17 protein-coding genes and 1 pseudogene are annotated in these 19,088 nt (G+C 72.6%); 13 read left to right on the top strand and 5 right to left on the bottom strand.

The window, feature by feature from the left end; all coding sequences use genetic code 11:
• Positions 1-47 precede the first annotated feature (47 nt).
• Entirely contained in the window at positions 48-446 is a 399-nt protein-coding gene (locus tag QMG73_RS11545; protein WP_281894493.1) for a ChaB family protein, read from the top strand.
• Here QMG73_RS11545 and QMG73_RS11540 read toward each other — a convergent pair.
• Positions 443-1,861 (bottom strand): annotated as a pseudogene (locus tag QMG73_RS11540) (aldehyde dehydrogenase family protein). The gene QMG73_RS11545 and the pseudogene QMG73_RS11540 sit on opposite strands and share 4 nt — an antisense overlap.
• Positions 1,862-1,913: 52 nt before the next feature.
• Here QMG73_RS11540 and QMG73_RS11535 point away from each other — a divergent pair.
• Positions 1,914-3,497, top strand: a complete 1,584-nt coding sequence (locus QMG73_RS11535) for a phytoene desaturase family protein (RefSeq protein ID WP_407676779.1) — start codon at positions 1,914-1,916, stop codon at positions 3,495-3,497.
• A gap of 58 nt (positions 3,498-3,555) precedes the next feature.
• Here the strand turns inward: QMG73_RS11535 and QMG73_RS11530 are convergent, their stop codons facing one another.
• Both QMG73_RS11530 and QMG73_RS11525 read right to left on the bottom strand, forming a co-directional pair.
• Positions 3,556-5,382, bottom strand: coding sequence for a putative bifunctional diguanylate cyclase/phosphodiesterase (locus QMG73_RS11530; RefSeq protein ID WP_281894487.1), 1,827 nt, complete (start codon positions 5,380-5,382; stop codon positions 3,556-3,558).
• Positions 5,379-6,149, bottom strand: coding sequence for an SAM-dependent methyltransferase (locus tag QMG73_RS11525; protein ID WP_281894673.1), 771 nt, complete (start codon positions 6,147-6,149; stop codon positions 5,379-5,381). The genes QMG73_RS11530 and QMG73_RS11525 overlap by 4 nt, the downstream gene beginning before the upstream one ends.
• 135 nt (positions 6,150-6,284) lie before the next feature.
• On the opposite strand from QMG73_RS11525, the gene QMG73_RS11520 reads away from it, so the two are divergent.
• Entirely contained in the window at positions 6,285-6,980 is a 696-nt protein-coding gene (locus tag QMG73_RS11520) for a DUF4097 family beta strand repeat-containing protein (RefSeq protein ID WP_281894485.1), read from the top strand.
• On the opposite strand, the gene QMG73_RS11515 is transcribed toward QMG73_RS11520, so the two are convergent.
• On the bottom strand, positions 6,977-7,714 hold the full coding sequence (locus QMG73_RS11515) for an ABC transporter permease (protein WP_281894483.1): 738 nt from the start codon (positions 7,712-7,714) through the stop codon (positions 6,977-6,979). The genes QMG73_RS11520 and QMG73_RS11515 overlap by 4 nt on opposite strands.
• 49 nt (positions 7,715-7,763) lie before the next feature.
• Positions 7,764-8,204, bottom strand: a complete 441-nt coding sequence (locus QMG73_RS11510) for an SRPBCC family protein (protein WP_281894480.1) — start codon at positions 8,202-8,204, stop codon at positions 7,764-7,766.
• A 64-nt stretch (positions 8,205-8,268) separates the two neighbouring features.
• Between QMG73_RS11510 and QMG73_RS11505 the strand changes: the two genes are divergently transcribed.
• The 10 genes from QMG73_RS11505 to QMG73_RS11460 are packed head-to-tail and all read left to right on the top strand — an operon-like array spanning position 8,269 to position 19,085.
• A complete protein-coding gene (locus QMG73_RS11505) occupies positions 8,269-9,921 on the top strand; it encodes a carbamoyltransferase family protein (RefSeq protein ID WP_281894477.1) in 1,653 nt (550 codons plus the stop codon).
• Positions 9,918-10,886 carry a glycosyltransferase gene (locus tag QMG73_RS11500; protein ID WP_281894474.1) on the top strand — a complete coding sequence of 323 codons (969 nt, stop codon included), beginning with the start codon at positions 9,918-9,920 and terminating at the stop codon, positions 10,884-10,886. Before QMG73_RS11505 ends, QMG73_RS11500 begins: the two co-directional genes overlap by 4 nt.
• Positions 10,886-12,475 carry an HAD-IIIA family hydrolase gene (locus QMG73_RS11495; protein WP_281894472.1) on the top strand — a complete coding sequence of 530 codons (1,590 nt, stop codon included), beginning with the start codon at positions 10,886-10,888 and terminating at the stop codon, positions 12,473-12,475. Before QMG73_RS11500 ends, QMG73_RS11495 begins: the two co-directional genes overlap by 1 nt.
• Positions 12,472-13,416, top strand: coding sequence for a glycosyltransferase (locus QMG73_RS11490; protein WP_281894470.1), 945 nt, complete (start codon positions 12,472-12,474; stop codon positions 13,414-13,416). Before QMG73_RS11495 ends, QMG73_RS11490 begins: the two co-directional genes overlap by 4 nt.
• Positions 13,401-14,612: a glycosyltransferase gene (locus QMG73_RS11485; protein ID WP_281894467.1), complete on the top strand. Its 1,212-nt coding sequence runs from the start codon at positions 13,401-13,403 to the stop codon at positions 14,610-14,612. Before QMG73_RS11490 ends, QMG73_RS11485 begins: the two co-directional genes overlap by 16 nt.
• Positions 14,612-15,226 (top strand): D-sedoheptulose-7-phosphate isomerase, encoded by a 615-nt coding sequence (locus QMG73_RS11480; protein WP_281894465.1) that lies wholly within the window; start codon positions 14,612-14,614, stop codon positions 15,224-15,226. Before QMG73_RS11485 ends, QMG73_RS11480 begins: the two co-directional genes overlap by 1 nt.
• Positions 15,226-16,578 carry a PfkB family carbohydrate kinase gene (locus QMG73_RS11475; RefSeq protein ID WP_281894671.1) on the top strand — a complete coding sequence of 451 codons (1,353 nt, stop codon included), beginning with the start codon at positions 15,226-15,228 and terminating at the stop codon, positions 16,576-16,578. The genes QMG73_RS11480 and QMG73_RS11475 overlap by 1 nt, the downstream gene beginning before the upstream one ends.
• On the top strand, positions 16,575-17,252 hold the full coding sequence (locus tag QMG73_RS11470) for an SDR family oxidoreductase (RefSeq protein ID WP_281894464.1): 678 nt from the start codon (positions 16,575-16,577) through the stop codon (positions 17,250-17,252). Before QMG73_RS11475 ends, QMG73_RS11470 begins: the two co-directional genes overlap by 4 nt.
• Positions 17,249-18,130 carry a glycosyltransferase family 9 protein gene (locus QMG73_RS11465; RefSeq protein WP_281894463.1) on the top strand — a complete coding sequence of 294 codons (882 nt, stop codon included), beginning with the start codon at positions 17,249-17,251 and terminating at the stop codon, positions 18,128-18,130. Before QMG73_RS11470 ends, QMG73_RS11465 begins: the two co-directional genes overlap by 4 nt.
• Entirely contained in the window at positions 18,114-19,085 is a 972-nt protein-coding gene (locus QMG73_RS11460) for a DNA topoisomerase IB (protein WP_281894460.1), read from the top strand. The genes QMG73_RS11465 and QMG73_RS11460 overlap by 17 nt, the downstream gene beginning before the upstream one ends.
• Positions 19,086-19,088 lie beyond the last annotated feature (3 nt).

Raw genomic sequence — 19,088 nt, 5'->3', positions numbered from 1 at the left:
CGAGACTCCGGGGAACCGCGATCTTAGGGCAACGTGAGGAGGTCATCATGCCGGCACGCAAGGAGATGCCTAGCACGCTGAAGCGCTCGCCGAAGAAGGCTCAGGAGACGTGGGCGAAGACGCACGACTCGGCGGTCGAGACGTATGGCGAGGGCGAACGGGCGCACCGCACCGCCTTCTCGTCGCTCAAGCACTCGTACGAGAAGGTCGGTGACCACTGGGAGCCGAAGGACGGCAAGGGGCCGAGCGACGCGCAGGCCGCCCGCAGCCGCCGGGCCAAGCCGGGGAAGACGGCGGGCGGGGTCGACGCGAACGCCTCCAAGGAGCACCTGATGGAGATCGCGAAGAGGCTCGACATCCGGGGCCGCTCCCGGATGACCAAGCCGGAACTCGTCGAGGCGATCCAAAAGGCGAACAATCGGAAGACCGCGAAGGCGCGTCGCTAACGGGGCGGCTGGGCGAGGTGGCCGACTTTCACAACGGTCATCTCGTCCAGTAGCTCCGGGCCGTATCCGAAGCCCTGGCCGCTGCCGCGCCGCGGGTGGGCGGCGCCGCCGGGTGCCCCGCCGAACACCGCGTTGACCTTGACGGTACCCACCGGCAGGTCGCGCCAGGCTCGCTGGGCGTGCTCCCAGTCGGCGGTGAGCACTGTCGCGGCCAGCCCGTAGGGCGAGGCGGCGGCACGGGACAGGGCCTCGTCGAACGAGTTCACCACCATCACCGGTGCGACCGGGCCGAATGTCTCCTCGCACATGACGGTCATTTCGTCGGTGCAATCGGCGAGCACGGTCGGTGCATAGAACGCGCCGGGGCCGTCCGGTATTGTGCCTCCGCACAAAAGGCGTGCACCTTCGGAGACCGCCTCGGTGACCTGCGCGTGCACTTGGTCGCGGTGCCTCCGATCAACGAGCGGGCCAAGGTCGGTGCGAGGGTCGCGTCCCGCTCAGACACGCAGCTCGTGGCATGCCTGGACAAGAGCGGCGAGAAACTGCGGAGCGATCGCTCGGTGCGCGTACACCCGCTCGACGGCGACGCAGATCTGCCCCGAGTTCGCGAACGCGCCCAGCGCCACCTGTTCCGCCGCCCACTGCGGGTCCACGTTCTCGTCGACGATCAGCGGGTCACTTCCGCCGTTCTCCAGTAGCGCCTTGGCGCCGGTGCGCGCGCACGCGGCCGCGATCGAGCGGCCCGTCGCCGTGGAGCCCACGTGCGCGACCACGTCGACCTCGTGTCGCGCCAGCGCGGCGCCCACCTCGCCGCCGCCCGTCAGCAGCGACAGCACCCGCGCCGGCAGGTACTCGTTGAGGAGCCGGGCGAGCAGCCAGCCGGTCGCGGGCGTGCGCTCGCTCGGCTTGTACACGACCGTGTTGCCGGTCACCAGCGCCGCGCCGAGCAGGCCGCAGGAGACCGCGACCGGGTCGTTCCACGGCGTGATGACCGCGACGACGCCGCGCGGCTCATGCGCCATCAGGTCGACCGCGTGCGCGCCGCCGGCCAGTGCCGCGCCGCGGTGCAGCGGGCCCAGCTCCGCGTACTGGCGCAGCGTCCCGACGCCGGCCTCGACGGACGCCCGCGCGCCTTCCAGGGGCTTGCCCATCTCGGCGGTGATCGCCTCGGCGAGCCGGTCGGCCGCGGATTCGACCGCGTCGGCCGCCCGCCGCAGGGCGGTGCTCCGCTCGGCGGGCGCCGTGCGGGCCCAGGCCGGCGCGGCCTCCCGGGCGCCCTTCACGGCCGCGCCCACGTCGGCGGGCGACGCGACGGGTACCCGGCTCACCGGCTGACCGTCCGCCGGGTCGCACACCGTCAGGTCACCGCCGCCGGGCGACCACGCACCGTCAATAAGTTGTTCCACCTCGTACATGAGGTGGTGATCCCCCGGGCGGGACGGCGCGAAACGCGCGACAATGGCACCGATGGTCGACGTTGTCGTGATCGGGGCGGGGCACAACGGCCTCGTCGCCGCCAACCTGCTCGCCGATGCTGGCTGGGACGTCCTGGTGCTGGAAGCCACCGGCGCGCCGGGCGGCGCCGTGCGGTCGGGCGAGGTCACCGCGCCCGGCTACCTGAGCGACCTGTTCAGCTCGTTCTACCCGCTCGGATACGCCTCGCCGGTGATGCGCGGGCTGGGCCTGACTGAGCACGGGCTCAGCTGGCGGCACGCGCCCGAGGTGCTCACCCACTTGCTGCCCGACGGGCGGGCGGCCACGCTGAGCCGCCGGCTGGAGACGACGGCGGCGTCCGTCGAGGAGTTCGCTCCGGGTGACGGGCAGCGCTGGCTCGACGCGTACGCCGAGTGGGCCGACCTTTCCAAGCCACTGCTCGACGCGCTGTTCACGCCGTTCCCGCCGGTGGCCGGCACGCTGGCGGCGTTGCGGCGACTGCGTACCGCCGGGGCGCTGCGGATCGCGCGCCGGCTCGTGCTGCCCAGCAGACAGCTCGGCGGCGAGATGTTCGAGGGCGAAGGCGCTCAGCTGCTGATGGCCGGCTGCGCGCTCCACACTGATCTGTCCCCTGAGGACGCTGGCAGCGGCGTCTACGGCTGGCTGCTCGCCATGCTGGGACAGGAGTTCGGCTGGCCGGTGCCGGTCGGTGGCGCGCAACAGATCACCGACGCGCTCGTGCGCCGGCTGCGGGCCCGCGGTGGGCGCATCGAGTACGGAGTGCGCGTCGACCGGGTGCTGACCGCGCGTGGCCGGGCGATGGGAGTGTCCAGTGTGGGCGGTCGACGCTGGCGGGCCCGGCGCGCGGTGGTCGCCGACGTGCCGGCCCCTTCGCTGTACCTGAACCTGGTCGGCGGGGCGCTGCTGCCACCGCGGCTGGTGGCCGACCTGGAGCACTTCAAGTGGGACGGCTCGACGGTCAAGGTCGACTGGGCGCTGGCCGGCCCGATGCCGTGGAAGCACAGTGCGGCGGTCGGTGCGGGCACCATCCACGTGGGCGCAGACCTGGACGGCCTGACGAAGTACGCGGCCGCGCTGGCGTGCGGTGAGGTGCCGAGGCACCCGTTCCTGCTCGTCGGTCAGATGACGACCGCCGACCCGGCCCACTCGCCACCGGGCACCGAGTCGCTGTGGGCGTACACGCATCTGCCGTTCCGTCCTAACTGGACAGCCGACGACGTGGCCGGGCACGTGGCGCGCATGGAGGCGGTACTGGAGGAGCACGCGCCGGGCTTCGGGAGCCTGGTGGTCGGGCGGCACGTGGCCGGTCCCGCCGACCTGGAACGGGAAAACCCCAGCCTCGTGGGCGGTGCGGTGGGTGGCGGGACCGCGGCGGCGTACCAGCAGCTGTTCCTGCGCCCGATTCCCGGACTGGGCCGGGCCGACACGCCGATCGACCGGCTGTACCTGGCGAGCTCGTCGGCGCACCCCGGTGGCGGTGTGCACGGCGGCCCGGGCGCCAACGCCGCGCGCGCCGCTCTGGCCCGTGACCGCGCCCTGACCGGAGCCGCCTATCGCGCGCTGATCGCGGCGGCCCACCGCGCCATCTACCGCTGACCCGCGCCCCCACCGCGACGCACCGCGCGCCGCCCTGATCAAGGGAAGACGCGGAGGATCACGGGAAGACGCGGTCGGCGGTCGTGGGGCGGCCGAGTAGCCAGCCCTGGCCCAGGTCGCAGCCGATCGCGCGAAGCCGTTCCAACTGTGCGGTGCTCTCGATGCCCTCCGCGGTGACCGTCAGGTCCAATGTGTGTCCCAAGTGGACGAGTGTGGTGACCACCGCCTCGTCGGTGCGGCCCGCGAGACCGGGCCGGCCAAGGCCAGCGCTGAACGCACCGGCGAGCTTGATGCCGTGCACGGGCAGCCGTCGAAGGTACGCCAGGCTGCAGTACCCGGTGCCGAAGTCGTCGAGCGCGACCCGTACGCCAAGACCGGCGAGCGCGTGCAGGTTGCCCACCGCGTCGGCCTCGGCGGTCATCACGTCGCTCTCGGTGATCTCCAGCTGGAGCAGCTCGGCGGGGAGGCCGGTGCGGTCGAGCACGGTGGCCACGTCGGCGGCGAGGCTGGGGTAGCAGAGCTGCCGGGCGGCCAGGTTGACGCTCACCACCGGCGGATCGGACCGGGCGGCACGCCACCGCATGGCCTGCTGGCACGCCCGCTCCAGCAGGTGGATGCCCAGCGGGACGATGAAACCCGAGTCTTCGGCCAGGTGGATGAAGCGTGCCGGCGGCAGCTCGCCGAGTTCGGGGTGGTGCCAGCGGGCCAGGCCCTCGATCACGGCCACGGAGCCGTCGGCCAGGCTCATCAGCGGCTGGTACGCGAGCGCGAACTCGCCGCGGGCCAGCGCGCCGGGCATCTCCGCCGACAGCTTGTACCGGGCGACCTCGCGGGCGCTGCGCACCTCGTCGAAGAGCTCGAACCGGTCACGCCCTTCGGCCTTGGCCCAGTACAGGCTCATCGCGGCGGCGCGCAGCGCGTCGACCGGGTCACCGGCGCCGACCGCGCGCTCGACAACGCCGGCGCTGGCGGTCATCGGCAGCTCGTGCCCGTCGATGTGAAACGGTGCCCGGAGCGCCGCGAGCGCCCGGTCGGCCGGCTTCACCGCGTCTTCCGGCCCACTCGTGTCGCGGATCAGCAATGCGAACTGGTCGCCGCCAAGGTGAGCGAGGGAACTGGCGCGGCGGCGCCTGGACAGCCCGCCCGCCTCCCCGACCACGGCGCGACGAGGGAAGGCGTCGCCTTCAGCGCCGCGCGACCGAGCGAACTCGGAGTCACAGTGGCCCACCTCGTCGCAGAACAGGGACAGGCGTTCGGCCACCGCCACCAGCAGGCGGTCGCCCACCGGGTACCCGAGGCTGTTGTTGACCGCGGTGAAGCGGTCGATGCCGATCACGCAGACGCCGAAGCGCTCCGGCGCGTCCGGTGCGGTGCGTAGCGACGCGAGCCAGTGCGTGACGAGCGCGCGGTTGGGCAGGTTGGTCAGGGCGTCGTGGAGCGCGGCGTGGCGTAGCCGCTCTTCGCTCCGACGCAATGCCTGCTCGGCCTCGGTGCGCGCGGTGATGTCGGCTCGGCGCAATGAGTCTTGCTTGTCGAGTGTGCGGTCCTGCAGCGCGGCGGTGTATCCCATGCACAGCGCCTCGACCAGCGTGGTCAGCCGGTCGCGGCTGACCCGACCGTGCAGGTCCAGGTCGGTGAGCAGGCGGGTGCCGAGCAGCGTGACGGTGCGGCCGAGGGCCTCGGGGGCGATCGCGTCGGTTTCGGCCAGGTCGGCGCCGACCTGATAGCCGCCGTACGCGTCGAACGGGTCGGCGATCAGCGCGGCGGTTAGCCGTTCGGTGAGGTCGAGGAAGTACGCCTCGCGCTCGGGCCGGGTCATCAGCACGTAGCTGGCCTCGTGCACCGCCTGGCCCCAGGCGAGCGCGAACCGGCGGGCGGCGGTCACGGCTTGCGTCCCACGCCGCCGTAGTTCACCGACATCTCGGGGTGCTCGGGGACGTCGTCCGGCGACTCGGGCCGCCACATCGGCACCCAGGCAAGGCCCGGCTCGACCATCTCGAAGCCGTCGAAGAAGCGCAGGATCTCGGTGTGCGCCCGCATGGCCAGCGGGGTGGTCGTGTTCTTGGCCACCTCCATGAGCTTGCGGTACTCGTCGGGGCGGCTCTCGTACGTCGCGTGACCGATCACCAGGTAGCTGCCCGGCGCCATCGCCTCCTTGTAGACGGTCAGAGCGCCGTACGGATCCTGCTCGTCGCGCACCGCGTGCAGTACCGCCACCATCAGCACTGCGATCGGCTGGTCGAGGTCGAGCAGCCCGCGAACGTCCGGGTGATCGAGGATGGCCCGCGGCTCGCAGAGGTCTTCGCGGATCACGACGGCGTTGGCGTTGCCGGCCAGGATCTGGCGGCTGTGCGCCACCGCGACCGGATCGATGTCGACGTACGCCACCCGCGCGCCGGGGTCGACCTTCTGGGCGATCTCGTGCACGTTGCCCACAGTCGGGATGCCGGACCCGATGTCGAGGAACTGGCGGATGCCCGCGTCGAGCGCGAACCGGACCGCGCGGTGCAGGAAGGCGCGGTTGACCCGGGCCTGCTGCCGGGCGTCGGGCAGCAGCATGACTATGCGTTTGGCTAGCTCACGGTCGGCGGCGAAGTTGTGCGATCCGCCGAGCAGATAGTCGTATGCCCTGGCGAGGGTGGCCGTGCCCATGTCGACGTCATCGGGGTTCGTCACGGTCTGAGTATCCTGTGTCCGGCGTCACACCTCAAACGTCCAGGGCCCGTAAGGGGTGAAATCCGGGCGGCACCTGATCCATGGCGGGGTGTCCCGCGACACCATCTCTCCATGCTTCGAACACTGTCCACACTGGGCCTCGCCGGCGTCACCCTCTTCGCCGTGGCGGCCTGCGGCGTCGCCGATATCGACACGTCCGAGGAGGAGGACCGCTACGGCGTGCCGGGCACGGTCACCGCGCTCGACATCCGCACCGACGCCGGCTCGGTCACGATCGTCGCCACCGACGGGCCGGTCCAGGTGCGGGAGACGCGCCGGTACTCCGACAAGCCGCCGCGCACCAGCCACCGCACCGAGGGCGGCACCCTCCTGCTCGCCGACGACGGCTGCGAGGGCAAGCGGGGGTTCAAATTCAAGTGCGAGACCGATTACCGGATCGAGGTACCGGCCGGCGTGACGGTGACGCTGGAGGCGGATGCCGCCGAGGTCACGCTCACCGGGATCACCGGGGCGCTCGACATCCGCACCGACGTCGGGGCGATCAAGGGCACCGGGCTCGCCGGTGCGACCAAGGCGCACACCCACGTGGGCGACGTCGACCTGCGGTTCGCGACCGTACCGGCCAGCGTCGACACCTCCAACGACGTGGGCAGCACGACGGTGTACCTGCCCTCGACCGGGACGTACCGGTTCGACGTGGACGTGGAACTCGGCGACCAGAACATCGACCTGCCCACGAGCCCGGGCGCCAAGACGCTCGTAACAATGAAGGGCAATGTCGGCGATGTCTCGGTGCACGCTGCCTAGTTGTATCGAGTACAGATCGCCTCGATCGTGACGAGCACCGCGAGGGTCTCCACCGCGAGCAGACCGATGAGCACGAGGAGCTGGATGGCGCCGGCCTGCACCGGGCTGGCGCCGCCGAGCAGTACACCGACGAAGGCACCGGGCAGCGTCACCAGGCCCACCGTCCGGGTCTGGTCCAGCGCCGGCACGAGCGCGGTCGCGGCTTTCGGCCGGGCGATCTCGAGCGCGGCGTCGCGGCGCATCAGGCCGATCGCGAGGCCCGCCTCGTACTCACCGTGCCGGGTGCGCAGCTCGTCCAGCGCGCGCCGGCCGGCCAGCGAGGTGGCGGTCATCGCGCCACCGATGAGGATGCCGGCGATGGGCACGACGGAGATGCCCTTGAGCGGCACCAGGCCCGACGCGAGCAGCAGCGTGAGCACCGGCGCGACCCCGGCCGCGATGGCGGCGGCGGCGATCCACCAGGCGGACCAGCCATTGCCGACGCGCCGTGCCGCGGTGAGGGCCGCCACGATGTACATCAGACCGATGAACGCGGCCGTGAACACCCCGTGCCGCAGGACCACGACGATGATCGCCGACACCGCGGCCAATTGCACCGCGGCGCGCACCGAGGCCGTGAGCACCTGGCGGCCAACGCCGAGCCGCCCGGCGTAGGCCACCCCCGCTCCAGCGAGGGCGAGCACCCCGAGAACGACCCCGAGCAGCGCCCCGATGGGCACATCAGTCTCAGTCACACCGTTGATGATCTCGCGGCGATCTTGAAGGTGTCAGGTCGGGGAGCGGTCAGGGCGCCTGGCGCGTCGCGACGTCGGACAGCCGGCGCAGGGACTCGACATTGCGCCGGTGCAGGATCAGGTCATTCAGCTTGGTCCGCACCCAGCGCGCCGGGCCGGCGGTGAAGTCCTCCCCGATCGTGACCTTGGTGCGGTCGGGAGCGACCTCGGTGAGCTTCATGGTCACGATGGCCTCGCCCAGGGGCCACAGGTGCGGGCGCACCACCAGCTCGCGCGGCGCGTCGGAGTGCACCACGACGGTCTTGTCGCGCAGCGAGAGCGGCCAGGGCCCGGCCTTGTGGTAGAGATGCGCGCCGGGCGCCGGCCACGACCGATCGACATCGCGGATGTGCGAGGTGCCGACCACCCAGTCGCTGTACGTCCAGCCGTCGGCCAGTACCGCCCAGACCCGTTCGGGCGACGCATCGATGACCCGCTCCACTACCGCCATATCAGTGCAGGTACCCGCCATGACGTGATGTGTAACCGGGAAGTCCACGGGTACCACCCGGCCCATGCGGGTTCTCGGTATCAACGCGATCTTCCACGACCCGGCCGCGGCGCTGGTCGTCGACGGCCAGGTGGTTGCGGCCGCTGAGGAGGAGCGGTTCAGCCGGCGCAAGCACGGCAAGCGGCCGGTGCCGTTCTCCGCGTGGGAGCTCCCGGAACTGTCCGCCGCCTGGTGCCTCGCCAGCGCGCGCCTGGAACCCGGCGACCTGGACGCGGTGGCGTACTCGTTCGACCCCGCGCTCTGCGAACCCGAGCGTGACGGCGATCCGTGGGACTGGCTGCGCCAGCGGTACGCCGAGCGCGCGCCGCACTTCCTGGCGACCGCGCTGCCCGGGCTCGACCCGGGCGCGGTGCGCTTCGTGCCGCACCACGTGGCGCACGCCGCGTCGGCGGGGCTCGCCATGCCGTACCGGGACGGCGACAGCGCCGTACTGGTGCTCGACGGCCGCGGCGAGTCGGCCAGCCACCTGGCCGGGGCGTATCGCGATGGTGTGCTGGAGCCGCTGTACAGCCAGGCGCTCCCGCACTCGCTCGGACTGCTGTACGAGGACCTGACGAGGCATCTGGGCTTCATGCACTCGAGCGACGAGTACAAGGTGATGGCGCTTGCCTCGTACGGTGCTCCGAAGCATCTCGGTGCGCTGCGCGAGCTGGTTCGGAGCACCGGCGAGGGCGGTTTCACGGTCGAGCGGATCGACTGGGACGCACTCGCAAAGGCCCGACCCGCGCACGCCGAGCTCACCGAGGAGCACGCCGACCTTGCCGCGAGCGTGCAGGTGCGACTCGAAGAGGTAATGCTCGACCTCGCCCGGTGGGTGTACCAGGCAGCCGGTGGGCCGCGCACGCTCGCGATGGCCGGCGGAGTGGCGCTCAACTGCGTCGCGAACGCCCGGATCGACGCCGAAGGGCCGTTCGACCGGGTGTGGGTGCAGCCGGCGGCGGGTGACGCGGGCACCGCGCTGGGCGCGGCGCTGCACGTGGCGCGCGAGCTGGGGGAGCGCACCGCGCCCGTGCCGGGCGCCGACCTGGGCCGCGGCTGGTCAGACGACGAGATCGAGGCCGAGCTCCGGCGCGCGGCGCTGCCCTACACGCGGCCGCCGTCGATCGCTGCCGAGGCGGCTCGGGTACTGGCCAACAACGGCATCGTCGCGTGGTACCAGGGGCGCAGCGAGTACGGGCCGCGGGCGCTCGGGCACCGATCACTGCTCGCCCACCCGGGTGACCGCGACACCACCGCCCGCATGAATGACGTGAAGGGGCGCGAGCAATTTCGTCCGATCGCACCGATGGTGCGCTCCGAGCGGGCGGCCGAGATCTTCGAGGGCAATCTTCCGAGCCCGTACATGCTCTTCGTGCACCGGGTGAAACCCGCGTGGCGCGAGCGCATCCCCGCCGTCGTGCACGTCGACGGTACGGCCCGGGTGCAGACGGTGGACCGGCAGAACGAGCCGCTGGTCGCGGAGATGCTGGCCGAGTTCGACCGGTTGACCGGGCTGCCGGTCGTGGTCAACACGTCCCTCAACACCGCGGGTCGCCCCATGGTCGACACGCCGCGCGAGGCGATGGAGCTGTTCGGCTCCGCACCGGTGGACCTGCTGGCGATGGGACCGTTCGCGGTGCACAGGGTCGGAGCGTTTCACGCCGGAGCGCTTCCATGAGCGTGTCGATCGTCGTCCCGACGGTGGGGCGGCCGAGCCTCGGAGTACTGCTCGAGACGCTCGCGCCGAGCGTGGACGATCGGGTGGAGATCCTGCTTGTCGACGACCGTGGGGCGGTGGATCGCGCCGAGCCACTCGTGGTGCCGGTGACGCTGTCCGCGTACACGAAGGTGCTGACGGGCGGCGGCGCGGGACCGGCGGCGGCGCGCAACCTGGGTTGGCGGGCCGCCCGATCCGAATGGATCGCGTTCCTGGACGACGATGTGGTGCCCGACCCGGACTGGTTCGCGCGCCTGGCACGCGATCTGGACGCGCCGCCCGATGTCGGTGGCGTGCAGGGCCGGGTGCGGGTGCCGCTGCCCACGCATCGGCGGCCGACCGACTGGGAGCGCTCCACGGCCGGCCTCGCCACCGCTCGCTGGATCACCGCGGACATGGCGTACCGGCGGGCCGCGCTGGCGGCCGTCGGCGGGTTCGACGAGCGATTTCCACGTGCGTACCGAGAGGACACCGAGCTGGCGCACCGAGTGCGTCGGGCCGGTTGGCGGCTGATGCTCGGTGCAAGGTCGGTGAGCCACCCGGTGCGATCCGAGGGGCCGTGGGCGAGCCTGCGCGTGCAGCGCGGGAACGCGGACGATGCCCTGCTGCGCCGGATGTACGGTCCGCGGTGGCGGGCGCTGCTGGAGGTCCCGCCCGGGCGGCGCCGCCGGCACTTCGCGGTGACAGCCGCCCTGGTCACGGCCTTGATCGCGCCCAGTCGACCGGTGGCCATGCTGGGCGCCGCGGGCTGGGCGGCGGGCACCGCGGAGCTCGCGCTGGCGCGGGTCAGGCCCGGACCCCGGACGCCGCGTGAGGTGGCGACCATGGCTGTGACCAGCCTCGCAATACCGCCGCTGGCCACCGCGCACTGGCTGCGCGCCTGGTGGGCGGGGCGTGGCGCGCGCCCGCTGGACGAGGTCAGTTGATGTTTACCTCCCCTTCCCACGGGCACTCGCCCCTCGTGCTTTTCGACGCGGTTCTGTTCGATCGCGACGGCACCCTCGTCCTGGATGTGCCGTACAACGGGGATCCGGATCAGGTGCGTCCGGTGGCCGGGGCGCGCGCCGCGCTCGACCGGCTTCGGGCCGCTGGGCTGAAGCTCGGCGTGGTGACGAACCAGTCCGGCCTGGCGCGCGGGCTGTTCACCGCCACCGACCTGGACCGGGTGAACGCGCGCGTCGAGGAATTGCTCGGACCGTTCGACACCTGGCAGATGTGCCCGCACGCGCCCGGCGAAGGGTGCAGGTGCCGCAAGCCCGCGCCCGGGATGATCCATGACGCGGCGCAAGCGCTCGGTACAACCTCGGAGCGCTGCGTGGTGGTCGGTGACATCGGCAGCGACATGGCCGCGGCCGGTGCCGCCGGTGCCGCCGGAATCCTGGTGCCGACCGAGGTCACGAGGATGGAGGAGGTGGCCGCCGCGCCGGCTGTGGCCGGCGACCTGTCTGGAGCCGCCGACCTGATCCTGCGCCGGCAGCGGATGGTGGTCGGGTCAAGGGGAGTACGCCGCCGCGCTGTCCTCGTCGCCCGCCCCGACTCGGCGGGCGATGTGCTCCTCACCGGGCCTGCGATCCGTGCGGTGGCGGCCGGTGCCGAGCGCGTCGTGATGCTGTGCGGGCCGCGCGGGCGGTCCGCCGCGGAACTGCTGCCCGGCATCGACGACATCATCGAGTGGCGGGTGCCGTGGATCGATCCGGCACCGCCGGCCATCGATCGGTCCATGGTGGAGTCCTTGGTGGCTCGTGTCGTGGCGGCCGGCGTCGACGAGGCGGTCATCTTCACCTCCTTCCACCAGTCGCCGCTGCCGCTGGCGCTGGTGTTGCGGATTGCGGGCGTCGGCCGGATCTCCGCGATCAGCGACGACTACCCGGGCTCCCTTGTGGACGTACGGCACCGCGTGCCGCTCGGCCTGCCCGAGGCGGAGCGGGCGCTGTCGCTGGCCGCGGCGGCCGGCTTCGCGCTCCCGCCGGACGACCGGCCGGCGCTGCGGCTACGCGACCTGCCTCCCGCCGGCCTGGCTCCGGGATATGTGGTGGTGCATCCGGGCTCCTCGGTGCCGGCCCGCGCCTGCCCGCCGGAGCGGTGCGCCGAGATCGTCGCGGCGCTGGCCGACGCGGGGCACCGCGTCATCGTGACCGGTGGCCCGGACGAGCGATCGCTCAGCCGCCGCGTCGCCGGCACCGCCGGGGTGGACATGGGCGGTCAGACGTCGCTCGGCGCGCTCGCCGCTGTCATCGCCAGCGCCGGCTGCCTGGTCGTGGGCAACACCGGGCCGGCGCATCTGGCGGCCGCTGTCGGCACGCCCGTCGTGAGCCTCTTCGCGCCGACCGTCCCCTTCGGGCAGTGGGGCCCGTACCGGGTGCCGTGGGCGCGACTGGGTGAGGCCGCCGCCCCTTGCCGGCACAGCAGGGCGTCCGTGTGCCCGGTGGCCGGCCACCCTTGCCTGTCGAGTGTGGACCCGAACGCGGTCGTCGAAGCCGTGCGCCAGGTGGGTGGACCCGGGGGTGCGGGATGAACGTGTTGTTGTGGCACGTGCACGGGTCGTGGACGACCGCGTTCGTGCACGGCAAGCACCGGTACCTCGTGCCGGTGACACCCGACCGCGGGCCGTGGGGCCGGGGACGGGCGCGCACCTACGCGTGGCCGGACACCGTCGTCGAAGTGCCGTTACACCGGCTCGCCGCGGAAGACGTCGATATCGCGATCCTCCAGCGACCATCCGAAGTGGACCTGGTGGACGCCCTTCTTGGCCGGCGCGTGCCCCGGATATATGTCGAGCACAACACCCCCAAGGGTGACGTGCCGGACAGCCGGCACCCGATGGCCGACCGCGGCGATCTGCTCGTCGTGCACGTCACCCACTTCAACGACCTGTTCTGGGACACCGGTGGCACTCGCAGCACCGTCGTCGAGCACGGCATAGTCCCGCCTACCGCCTCGTATACCGGTGAACTGGACCGGTTCGCGGTGGTGACCAACGAGCCGGTACGCCGTGGCCGGGTCACCGGCACCGACCTGATGCCGCGGTTCGCGGCCGTGGCGCCGCTCGACGTGTACGGCATGGGCGTGGCCGGCCTCTCCCTGCCGGACGTGACACCCCACGACGATGTTCCACAGGCGCGGATGCACGCCGAGGTGGCTCGCCGCCGCGCCTATCTGCACCTGTGTCGCTGGACGTCGCTCGGGCTCAGCCTCATCGAGTCGATGGCGATGGGTATGCCGGTCGTGGCGCTCGCCACCACCGAAGCCGTGGCTGCCGTCCCACCGGACGCCGGCGTCCTCAGTACCCGGCTCGACGCTCTCGTCGACGCCGCCGAGTGGCTGCTCGACGAGCCCGAGGCGGCACGCCGTCTCGGTGCCCGGGCGCGTGAGGTCGCCGGCACCCGTTACGGCCTTGATCGGTTTCTCGCCGATTGGGACCGGCTGCTGGAGGAGGAAGTATGCGCATCGCGATGATCTCCGAGCACGCGAGCCCGCTGGCCGCGCTGGGCGGCGAGGACGCGGGCGGCCAGAACACGCATGTCGCCGAGTTGGCTGCCGCGCTCGTCGAGCAAGGCCATGACGTACGGGTCTACACCCGCAGGGACGCACCGGAGCCGCCCGAGCTGGTGCGGATGGACGGTGTCACGGTCGTGCACGTGCCAGCGGGTCCCCCTGAGGCGCTGCCAAAGGACGCCCTCCTGCCGTACATGAAGGACTTCGGGCGCTGGCTGGTGGAGCAGTGGCGCGGCGACTGGACGCCGGATGTCGCGCACGCGCACTTCTGGATGAGTGGGCTCGCGACGCTCACCGCCGCCAAGCAGACCGGCGTACCGGTGGTGCAGACCTACCACGCGCTCGGCACCGTCAAGCGCCGGTACCAGGGAGCGGCGGACACCAGCCCGCCCAAGCGGATCGGGTACGAGCGGGCGCTCGGCCGGGCCGTCGACCGCGTGGTCGCGCAGTGCCAGGACGAGGTACGGGAACTGGTGCGCATGGGCGTGCCACGGACGCGGCTGGCGGTCATCCCGTCGGGCGTCAACAGCGAGAAGTTCGCGCCCGACGGGCCGGCCGCGCCGCGCGAGCTGGAGCGGCCGCGCATCCTCACCGTCGGCCGTCTCGTGGAGCGCAAGGGCTTCGCCGACGTGATCCGGGCGATGCGTTCCGTGCCGGACGCCGAATGCGTCGTCGTCGGCGGGCCACCTGGATCCAGTGTGGACGGCGATCCGCTCGCCCAGCGGCTGCGCGCCGAAGCCGACGCGGTCGGCGTGGCCGACCGGATCCGGCTAGTCGGTGCGGTGCCGGCGAGCGAGATGCCCACCTGGTACCGGTCGGCCGACGTGCTCGCCGCGGCGCCCTGGTACGAGCCGTTCGGGCTGGCGCCGCTGGAAGCCATGGCCTGCGGGATACCCGTCGTGGCGGCCGCTGTCGGCGGGCTCACCGACACCGTCGTGGATGGACTGACGGGCGATCTCGTACCGCCGCGCGATCCTCGCGCGCTCGGCGTCGCACTGCGCAGGCTGCTCGCCGATCCCGTAAGGCGTTTCGCCTACGCCAGCGCGGCCGTCGACCGGGCACGGCAGTGCTACTCGTGGAAGCGCGCCGCCGAACAGCTCATCGCGGTATACGAGGCGGTGAGCGGCCTGCGCCGCCCGAGCGGGGTGATGGCCTGATGTCGTCGGCGCTCGACAGCCACCTGGCCGGCCTCGCCTCCGCACTCGTGCCGTACCGGCAGGTCGCCGGCGACAAGCTCGCCCGCTGGGGCACGGAACTGGCGGCGCTGCTCGTCGACGGCGGGCGGATGCTTGTCGCCGGCAATGGCGGGAGCGCCGCCGAGGCGCAACACCTCGCCGCGGAACTGGTCGGCAAGCTGCGCGAAGACCGGCGGCCACTGTCGGCCATCGCGCTGACCGCCGAGACCTCGTCGCTGACCGCCATCGGCAACGACTACGGCTTCGACGAGGTCTTCGCGCGGCAGGTGCACGCCCATGGCCGGCCCGGCGACGTGTTGCTGCTGATGTCGACCAGTGGGCGCAGTACCAACCTGCTCGCCGCCGCCGAGGCGGGTGCCGTGGCCGGGCTCCGGGTGCTGGCGTTCACCGGTCAGTCCCCGAACCCGCTGGCCGAGCTGTGCTCCGACGTGCTGGCGGTGCCGTCGCCCGACCCGCAGGTCGTGCAGGAGCTGCATCTCGTCTCGGTACACGTGCTGTGCGAGCACATCGACATGGCGTTGCCCTCGCTGTCGGCGCGCCGGCCGGCCCTGTCGTCGCTGGGGAGGTCGTCGTGATCGTCGTGGTGGGAGACACCCTGCTGGACCGTGACGTGGACGGCGAGGTCGACCGGTTGTGCCCGGACGCTCCCGCGCCGGTCCTCGATGAACAGTCCACATCGGATCGTCCCGGTGGGGCGGGACTGGCGGCGGTGCTCGCCGCGCGGTACGGGGGCGATGTCGTACTGGTGACCGCGCTCGCCGACGATGCTGGCGGTGCCCGCTTGAGCGAGCTGCTGTCCGCGGCCGGTGTCACGGTGTTCGCCCTGCCGATGCGCGGTGCGACACCGGAGAAGGTGCGGCTGCGCGCCCACGACCGGGTGATGCTGCGCCTGGACCGCGGCGGCGCGCCCGGCGCGGTGGCCGAACCGCCCGAAGCGGCGCTTGCCGCGCTCCGCGACGCGACCGCGATCCTGGTCAGCGACTACGGTCGCGGGCTGGTCCGGCAGCCGGAGCTGCGTGCGGCGCTGGGAAACCTGTCCGCGCCGGTCGTGTGGGACCCGCACCCGCGCGGCCCCGCACCGGTGCCCGGCGTACGGCTCGCCACGCCCAACGAGTCGGAGGTGCGCCGGCTCGCCGGCGCCAACGGAGGTAGCAGGATCGCCGCGGCGACGCGCGGCGCGCAGGAGTTGCGGAGGCGCTGGCGTGCCGGCGCGGTGGCGGTCACGATGGGCGCGGATGGCGCGTTGCTGTGCCACGCCGGCTCGACCCCGCTGGTCATACCGGCGTCCGCTGTGGACGGTGGCGACCCCTGCGGTGCCGGCGACTGCTTCGCCGCGTCCGCGACCGTGGCGCTCGCGGGCGGCGCCCTCGTGTCGCAGGCCGTCGAGCAGGCGGTGCGGGAGGCGACCGCCTACGTGTCTCCACCATCCACAGCGGAACCAGCGGCGACCGGCGAGGTTGGTCGGGATGCCGCCGGCAAGGTGGTGTCGGGGATACGGGCCGCCGGCGGGCGGGTGGTCGCCACCGGTGGCTGCTTCGACCTGTTGCACGCCGGCCACGTCGCGACGCTGGAAGCTGCCCGCAGGCTCGGTGACTGTCTCGTGGTCTGCCTCAACTCCGATGCCAGCGTCCGCGGTCTCAAGGGCCCCGACCGGCCGGTCGTTGGCCAGACGGACCGGGCCCGGCTGCTCGCCGCGCTCGGCTGTGTCGACGCTGTCGTGGTCTTCGACGAGTCCACACCGGAGGCCGTGCTGTCCTGGCTGCGCCCCGACGTCTGGGTCAAGGGCGGTGACTACGGCTCCGATGTGGCCGAACTGCCCGAGGCCGATCTGGTGCGGCGCTGGGGCGGCCAGGCCGTGCTCGTGCCGTACCTGGACGGGCGCTCCACCACCACCATGATCGCCACAGCGCGGGAGGGAGCACGATGAGGAGGGTACTGGTCACCGGAGGGTCGAGCGGGCTCGGCGCCGCCGTCGTCACGGCCGCCGCGAAGGAAGGCTGGCGGCCGTACGTGCTGGATCGCCGGCCACCGGCCGAAGGCGTGCCCTGGACCGAGTGCGACCTCGCTGACACCCGAGCGGCCGAGGAGGCGACCCGAGCCGCGGCGGCGTCGCTCGGCGGGCTGGACGCGGTCGTCGCAGCCGCCGGCATGGACGTGCCTGGCCGGCTCGCCGACGTGCCGGCGGACACCTGGGAACGCGTCATCGCCGTCGACCTGCTCGCCACCGCGGCTGTGGTCCGGGCGGCACTGCCGGCGCTCGAACAGGTGCATGGCACGGTCGTCACCGTCGCATCCACATTGGGCGTCAAGGCGGTCAGCGACGCCACCGCCTACTGCGCGGCGAAGTTTGGCGTCGTCGGCTTCACCCGGGCGCTCGCGGCGGAGCTGGCGGGCAGCGTCGACGTCACGCTGCTGGTGCCGGGCGGCATGCGCACCGCGTTCTTCGACGAGCGCGATGAGCGGTACCGGCCGGGCGCCGACGCGGTCCTCAACGACCCGGCCAGCGTCGCCGGAGCCGTGATGTTCGCGCTCAACCAACCACCGGGCTGCGTCGTGCGCGAGCTGGTCGTGTGTGCCGATCAGGAGACCTCCTACCCATGATTTTGGCAATGCGCGCGCTGGGCGTCGGCGATCTGCTCACCGTGGTGCCGGCGCTGCGCGGCCTGCGCGCCGCGTTTCCGGACCGCCCCCTCGCCCTCGCGGCGCCCGCCTGGCTGGGCCCGCTGGTCGACCTGATCGGTGGCGTCGACGCGCTCGTACCGTGTGACGGGCTGGCGCCACGCCGCCTGCCTGCGCCGGGCGTGGCGGTCAACCTGCACGGGCGAGGGCCGCAGTCGCACCGGCTGCTCCACTCGGCCGGACAGGCACCGATGATGGCGTTCGCGTGCCGTGAGGCCGGGCACCACGAGGGTCCGGTGTGGACAGCGGACGAGCACGAGGTGCGCCGGTGGTGCCGCATGCTGTCCTGGTACGGCATCGCGACCGACCCGTCAGACCTGGCGCTGCGCCGCCCCCCGCCACGGTCGGTCGGGCTGACCATCGTGCATCCGGGCGCCAAGGCACCGGAGCGGCGGTGGCCGGTGGCCCGGTTCGCCGCTGTGGCCGCCGCGCTGCGTGACCGCGGGCACCGCGTCGTGGTCACCGGTTCGCCGGCAGACGCGCCGCGCGCCGCCGATGTGGCCGCCCTCGCCAGCCTGCCGCCCGGGGCGGTGCTCGCCGGCGAGACCGACCTCGGCGACCTCGCCGCGCTCGTCGCGCACGCTCGCCTGGTGGTCAGCGGCGACACCGGCATCGCACACCTCGCGACCGCGTACCGGACGCCCTCGGTGACCGTGTTCGACAAGGTCTCGCCGGCGCTGTGGGGGCCACCGCCCGACCGGCCCGAGCATCGGCCATTGTGGCGCGGACGGCTACTCGACGTCACCGTCGACGATATGCTGTCGGCTGTGGACGGAGTGCTCTGTGCGCCTGCGTCGTAGCGATCCGAACGGGCCCGGATACGGCAGGCGCCGCTACGGGCGGGGGTTCGCGTACGTCGACGAGAAAGGCGAGCGGATCGGTGATCCCGAGGAGCTCGACAGGCTGAGGTCGCTTGTGATCCCGCCCGCGTGGCGCGACGTCTGGATCAGTCCCGACGAGCGCGGCCACATCCAGGCCACCGGCGTCGACGCGGCCGGCCGCCGGCAGTACCTGTACCACCCCGTGTGGCGGACCAAGCGCGACGAGGCCAAGCACGATCACGTGTTGCGGGTGGCGCGCCGCCTGCCCGGGATGCGCAAGCGGATCGACGCCGACCTGGCTGGGCGCGGGCTCGGCCGTGACCGGGTGCTGGCCGCCATCGCCAAGCTCCTCGACATGGGCGCCTTCCGGGTGGGAGGCGAGGAGTACGCGTCCGGCGAGGATCCCACGTTCGGTGTCGCGACGCTGCGACCGGAGCACACCAGCGCGCGGCAGGGCTGCGTGGTGTTCGAGTACCCGGCGAAGGGCGGCATCGAACAGGTCAGCACGGTGAGCGATCCGGCGGTGTGTGAGGTACTGCGCTCGCTGCGCCGGGCCAGGCGTGGGCACGAGCGGCTGTTCGCGTACCGCGACGGGCGCCAGTGGCACGAGGTGCGCAGCGACGAGATAAACGATTACCTGCGCGAGATCAGCCGCAGCGAGATGACCGCGAAGGATTTCCGCACGTGGCACGCGACGGTACTGGCGGCGGCGAAGTTGGCGGCGGCCGGACCGCAGCCGTCGATGACGAAGCGCCGCCGCACGGTGAGCGCCGTCATGCGTGAGGTGGCCGATCTGCTCGGCAACACACCAGCCGTAGCGAGGGCCTCCTATGTGGACCCGCGCGTCCTCGACCTCTACGCGGACGGTGTGGTCGCCGACCTGCGCAACGGCCGCAACCCGGAGAAGGCCGTCCTCACCCTCCTAGCCGACTAACCG

The sequence above is a fragment of the Phytohabitans aurantiacus genome, from assembly GCF_027923225.1.
Taxonomy (GTDB): domain Bacteria; phylum Actinomycetota; class Actinomycetes; order Mycobacteriales; family Micromonosporaceae; genus Phytohabitans; species Phytohabitans aurantiacus.
Note: the sequence above shows the minus strand (reverse complement) of the source record. Positions and strands in the feature narration are given on the sequence as shown.